This is a genomic window from Sinomonas sp. G460-2, from assembly GCF_047759905.1.
Lineage (GTDB): Bacteria > Actinomycetota > Actinomycetes > Actinomycetales > Micrococcaceae > Sinomonas.
Genome location: NZ_JBKZWT010000262.1, coordinates 1 through 5,092, shown reverse-complemented (window position 1 = coordinate 5,092; position 5,092 = coordinate 1). Strand labels below are relative to the sequence as shown.

The following is a 5,092-nucleotide window of genomic DNA, read 5'->3' as shown; positions in this document are numbered from 1 at the left end:
CACGTGCTCGCCCGCGAGGTACCCGGCCGTGGGCGGAAGGTCGTGCGTGTTGACGCTCGTGAGGCACTGCGCGCGGTACCGCTCGGGCGCAAGGGGAGCGCCGCCGTCGTGCTCGAACCACAGGATCGAGGTGCCGAAGATGCCGCGCTCGGAGAGGTAGTCGCGGACCCACGGCTCGAACACGCCGAGGTCTTCGCCGATGACGATCGCCCCGGCCCGCTGCGCCTCGAGCGCGAGGATTCCCACGAGCGCCTCGTGGTCGTAGTACACGTACGTGCCCTCCTCGGGCCCGGCGTCCTCGGGGATCCACCACAGGCGGAACAGCCCGAGGACGTGGTCCACGCGGATCCCGCCGGCGTGGCGCAGGACCGTCCGCAGCATGTCGCGGAACGCCGCGTACCCCGAGGCCTCGAGGTGGCCAGGATGCCACGGGGGCTGGCTCCAGTTCTGGCCCTGCTGGTTGAACACGTCCGGCGGCGCGCCGACCGTGACGCCGCGGGCCAGGACGCCGGACAGGGTCCACACGTCCGCGCCGTGGGGTTCGACGCCGACCGCGAGATCGTGCACTACGCCGAGCCGCATGTCGGCCCGCTCCGCGACGCGCTGGGCCTTCTCGAGCTGTTCGTCGCAGACCCATTGCAGCCAGCGGTAGAACTCGATCCGACCCGCGAGCCGCGCGCGGCGCGCGGTCACCGCGGGGGCGTCCGGTGCGGTGAGCTCGGACCACTCGGACGACGACGGCGGGACCTCCTCCCGCAGCGCGCACCACAGTGCGAAGTCGTCGAGACCGGGGCCCAGCTCGGCGCAGAAGCGCCGGTATTGGGCCTCCCGCGCGGGGCTCCGCGGGACCTCGAAGAGGAGCCCGAGCGCGGCGAGCTTCGCGTCGAAGCTCGTGTTCCGGTCCAGGAGATCGGCCGCGTGGTTGGCGGGCTGCATGCCCTCGGCGAGGTCCTCGATCTGGGCCCTGGCGGCGGGCTCGAGGTAGCCGAACTCGGCGATCTCCTCGACCCGGATGTAGAGCGGGTTGACGAAGCGCCGCGACGTCGGGAGGTACGGCGAGTCCTCGACGGGCGGTGCCGGCTCGGCCGCGTGCAGCGGGTTCACGAGCACGAAGTCCGCGCCCTCCGACCCCGCGATCGCCGCGAGGTCCGCCAAGTCGGCGAAGTCCCCGATGCCCCACGAGCGCGAGGAGCGCACCGAATAGAGCTGCGCCATGACGCCCCACAGCCGCCGGTCCACGAGCCCTTCCATGGTGTGGAGCCGCACGGGCGTGACGACGAGCGGACACTCGGCCGTGCGGCCCTCGGCGTCCGCGTGCAGCGTGTGCCAGCCGAGCGGGAGGTCCTGGGGGAGCGCGAAGGTCGCGCGGCCGGTGAGGACGCCGTCGACCTCGCGCGGCTGTTCCCAGTCCTCCTCCTGGGCGACCTCGTGGCGGCTCCCGTCCTCCGCCGTGACCCACACCCGGACGTCGGTCCCGTGCGGTACGTGGACGCGGACCCGGTAGTCCCAGCCCTCCCGCTGCACCACGACGGGCGGGAGGAAGCGCCTCCACGGCGCGAGCTCGTGCTCCGCGAGCGAGGCCTCGATCGCCTCGGGGGTGTCGGTCCGGACGCCTAGCGCCGCGAGGACCTTGCGAAGGGTCTTCGGGGAGACGGCCCGCTCGACGCCGTCCCACCCGTAGAAGGAAGTTGCGACGCGGTGCCGTTCCGCGAGTTCGAAGAGGAGTTGGTCTACGTTTTCGTGCCGGGCGTGCTCGGTTCCGTCCACCATGGGCCCCACTTTATGCCGGACTGGAGCGGGCGGCGCGAACGACGGCGGTGGGCGCCCGCCGTCGTCGTCCTTACCGCGCCGCCCCTCCCGCCGATAGAGGGGAGGGAAAGCGCCCCGCCCAGCACGACCAGAAACGGCCCCATGATCGTTGTCACCCGCCTCAACGGGTCCCGCTTCGCGGTCAACCCGGACCTCATCGAGCGCATCCAGGAGAATCCTGACACGACGCTCGTCATGGTCGAGGGGACCACCTACGTGGTGCGGGAGAGCCTCGCCCACGTCATCGGGCTCATCGCGGACTACCGCGCGCTCGTCCTCGCGACCGCGAGCGGGCTCCCCCTGATGGAGGGGCAGCGGCTCAGCCTCGTGCCCAACCCGGCGGACGGCGGCGGCGCGGACGACGACGAACCCGACGACGGCGCGGACGGCACCGGCCCCGCGACCCCCCTCCGGCCCGGCCAGCGTTAGGAACACGCACCATGGACCCCTCAGTCGTCGTCGGCCTGCTGCTTGCGTTCGGCTCGGTCGTCGCGATCGTGACGCTGGAAGGCTCGAACATCTCGGCGCTCCTCCTGCCGCCGCCCATGATCCTCGTGTTCGGCGCGACGCTCGCCGTGGGCCTCGCGGGCAACACGCTCAAGGACACGCTCCAGGCGTTCAAAGCCGTCCCCGGGGCCCTCGTGGGCAAGGCCCCGAAGCCGCAGGAGAGCATCGACAAGATCATCGCGCTCGCCGAGAAGGCCCGAGCAGAGGGCCTGCTCTCGCTCGAATCCGAGGCGGGCGACGCCAAAGACCCATTCCTCGCCCGCGCGCTCCAGAACGTGGCCGATGGCACGGACGCCGAGGAGCTCCGCGTCATGATGGAGGACGAGATCGGCACGAAGTCGCGCGCCGATCACGCCAATTCCAAGTTCTTCGCCGCGCTCGGCGGCTACGCCCCAACGGTCGGAATCATCGGCACGGTCGTCTCCCTCACGCACGTGCTCGAGAACCTCTCGGACCCGGGGAAGCTCGGCCCCATGATCGCGAGCGCCTTCGTGGCCACGCTGTGGGGCCTGCTCTCGGCCAACTTCATCTGGCTCCCGTTCTCGTCCCGCATCGCGCGGCTCTCCGAGCTCGAGGTCGAACGCATGACCCTCGTCATGGAGGGCGTCCTCGCGGTTCAGGAGGGCGCACAGCCCATGCTTCTCGCGGACAGGCTGCGGGCGATGGTTCCGGCGCACCACTTCAAGGGCAAAGGCAGGGCCGACGCCAAGGAGAACGTGAGGGCCGCAGCGTGAGCCCGCGCCGCCGTCGGACGCTCAAGAAGCCTGAGCCGTTCCACGTCGACGAGCGCTGGGCCGTCTCCTACATGGACATGATCACGGTCCTGTTCTGCCTCTTCGTGGTCCTCTTCGCGATGTCCGCCGTGGACCAGAACAAGTTCGAGAAGCTCCGGAACTCGCTCGCGACGGGCTTCGGGACCACGGTCACGGACAAGGTCGACACGGCCACGGGCACGGTCGTCCCGCCGGCCCAGGCCAACAAGGACGCGCAAGGCTTCTCGAACCTCGACCTCGCGCTCAAGGAGGTGGACCGGCTCACGGCCCTCGAGGCGCAGATGAACAGCAAGCTCACGGCCGAGGGCCTGGGCCAGGACGTCCAGTTCCAGATCGACCAACGCGGCCTCACGGTCAAGCTCGTGGGATCGCAGACGTTCTTCGAGCCGGACAAGTCGGACCTGACCCCCACGGCGGACCGCGTGCTCGACGCCATCACCCCGGCCATCGTGCCGACCACGCTCCACGTCTCGGTCGAGGGCCACGCGGCCAACCTCATCACGGGCTACCCGTCGGTGTGGGAGCTCTCCTCGGAGCGGGCCACGAAGGTGCTCCGCTACATGGTCGAGCGGGACGAACTCCCCGGGCCACGCGTCGGGGCCACCGGCTACGGGGCCTCGCGCCCTGCGAACGCCGACCAGACGGACGCGGAACACGAGCAGAACCGGCGCGTCGACGTCGTGGTCCTCTCGGACCAGCCCGAAGCGGTCCGCGCGCTCATCCCGGAGGCGCTCAAGGCCCGCGTCGCGGGGAAGTAGGTGCGCTCGTGCCCACCTTGGCCGGGCGGGCCCGGCGCGCCGCGCGGGGCTCGCCGAGGTGAGGGGCGCCGACCGCATCCAAAGTGAGCAGGAAGGAACGCGGGCGCTCCTAACCGCAGCCCCGCCCCTGCCGATAGTCGGGGGCGTGACAGTGCAGGACCTCGAAGCGCCCGCCCCGAAGATCATCGAGGCGTACGACTTCCGGCGTCCCACGACTCTGGCCCGCGAGCACAGCCGCATCCTCGAGGCTGGCTTCGAGACGTTCGCGCGGCAGTGGGGCACGCAGCTCACGGCCAAGGTCCGGGTCAAGTCCACGGTGACCGCCGAATCTCTCGTGATGCAGTCCTACGACGACTACGTCGCCTCGCTCCCGTCCACCACGTCGATGGTGCTGTGCGTCATGGACGGCCAGACCAGCTCCGGGAAGATGGTCCTGCAGTTCCCCACGCCGGCGGCGCTCGGCTGGGTGGCCCGCATGCTCGGCGGGCACGGCGACAAGTCCGGCCTCGAGCGCAAGTTCACGCCGCTCGAGTACGCGCTCATCAAGACGCTCGTGGACGAGGCCCTCGACGTCCTCTCGTACTCCCTCGGCGGCCTGCTCGCGGGCACGGCCCACGTCGACTCCATCCAGTACAACTCGCAGTTTGCCCAGGCGGCCGCGACGACCGACCTCATGATCGCCGTCGGCTTCTCGGTGCACGTCGGGGACTCCGCGACGGACGTCACCCTCGCGATCCCCGCCGATTCGCTTCTTCCGCAGCTCGGCGCCGTGAACCCCATGGCGAGCAGCGCGAACGCGGCCGGACTGGTCCGGGGCCAGCTCGCGCACGTTCCGGTCGAGGTCGCGGTACGGCTCTCGCCCGCGGCCGTCACGCCCAGCCAGATCCTCAACCTCGCGGTGGGGGACCTGGTCTTCCTTCCGCACCCCGAGCACGAGCCGTTCCACGTCGCCGTCGGCGGCAAGGACCTCGCCCAAGCGATGGTCGTCCGCAAGGGTTCGCGCGTCGCGGCCCGCATCGTCACCTTCGAGGAGAACCTCCCGTGAGCAACCTGGCCCTCCACGCCTCGGCCGCCGAGCGGCTCGCCGCGTCGCTTCCCGTCCCCGGTCTCGCCGTGACGGGCGCCGTCGACGCGGGCGCGCGGGACGTCGCCGGAACGACCGTCGTCTCGGCCTCCTTCGTGGGCTCGCTCAGCGCGGACTTCGCGCTCGCCCTGCTGAGCGCCGAATTCGTCGCCGAGGCCGGG

Annotated in this window: 6 protein-coding genes; 5 read left to right on the top strand and 1 reads right to left on the bottom strand. The window is 71.1% G+C overall.

Annotated elements, in window-relative coordinates:
• Positions 1 to 1,770: 4-alpha-glucanotransferase (gene malQ, locus ACLN58_RS17535; protein ID WP_415856531.1), on the bottom strand; the 1,770-nt coding region annotated here is incomplete at its 3' end.
• Between the two features lie 141 nt (positions 1,771 to 1,911).
• Here malQ and ACLN58_RS17530 point away from each other — a divergent pair.
• From ACLN58_RS17530 to ACLN58_RS17510, 5 genes are all read left to right on the top strand, one after another.
• A complete protein-coding gene (locus tag ACLN58_RS17530) occupies positions 1,912 to 2,238 on the top strand; it encodes a flagellar FlbD family protein (protein WP_415856530.1) in 327 nt (108 codons plus the stop codon).
• A gap of 11 nt (positions 2,239 to 2,249) precedes the next feature.
• Positions 2,250 to 3,050, top strand: coding sequence for a motility protein A (locus tag ACLN58_RS17525; RefSeq protein WP_415856529.1), 801 nt, complete (start codon positions 2,250 to 2,252; stop codon positions 3,048 to 3,050).
• Positions 3,047 to 3,847: a flagellar motor protein MotB gene (locus tag ACLN58_RS17520; RefSeq protein WP_415856528.1), complete on the top strand. Its 801-nt coding sequence runs from the start codon at positions 3,047 to 3,049 to the stop codon at positions 3,845 to 3,847. Before ACLN58_RS17525 ends, ACLN58_RS17520 begins: the two co-directional genes overlap by 4 nt.
• Before the next feature lie 145 nt (positions 3,848 to 3,992).
• On the top strand, positions 3,993 to 4,892 hold the full coding sequence (locus ACLN58_RS17515) for a flagellar motor switch protein FliM (protein WP_415856527.1): 900 nt from the start codon (positions 3,993 to 3,995) through the stop codon (positions 4,890 to 4,892).
• Positions 4,889 to 5,092 (top strand): hypothetical protein (locus ACLN58_RS17510; RefSeq protein ID WP_415856526.1); only part of this gene is annotated, 204 nt, incomplete at its 3' end. The genes ACLN58_RS17515 and ACLN58_RS17510, both read left to right, overlap by 4 nt.

Excerpts from the sequence above, each read along its gene's own strand:
- ACLN58_RS17530 (WP_415856530.1), top strand. The coding sequence starts at position 1,912 with ATGATCGTTGTCACCCGCCTCAACGGGTCCCGCTTCGCGGTCAACCCG.
- ACLN58_RS17525 (WP_415856529.1), top strand. The coding sequence starts at position 2,250 with ATGGACCCCTCAGTCGTCGTCGGCCTGCTGCTTGCGTTCGGCTCGGTC.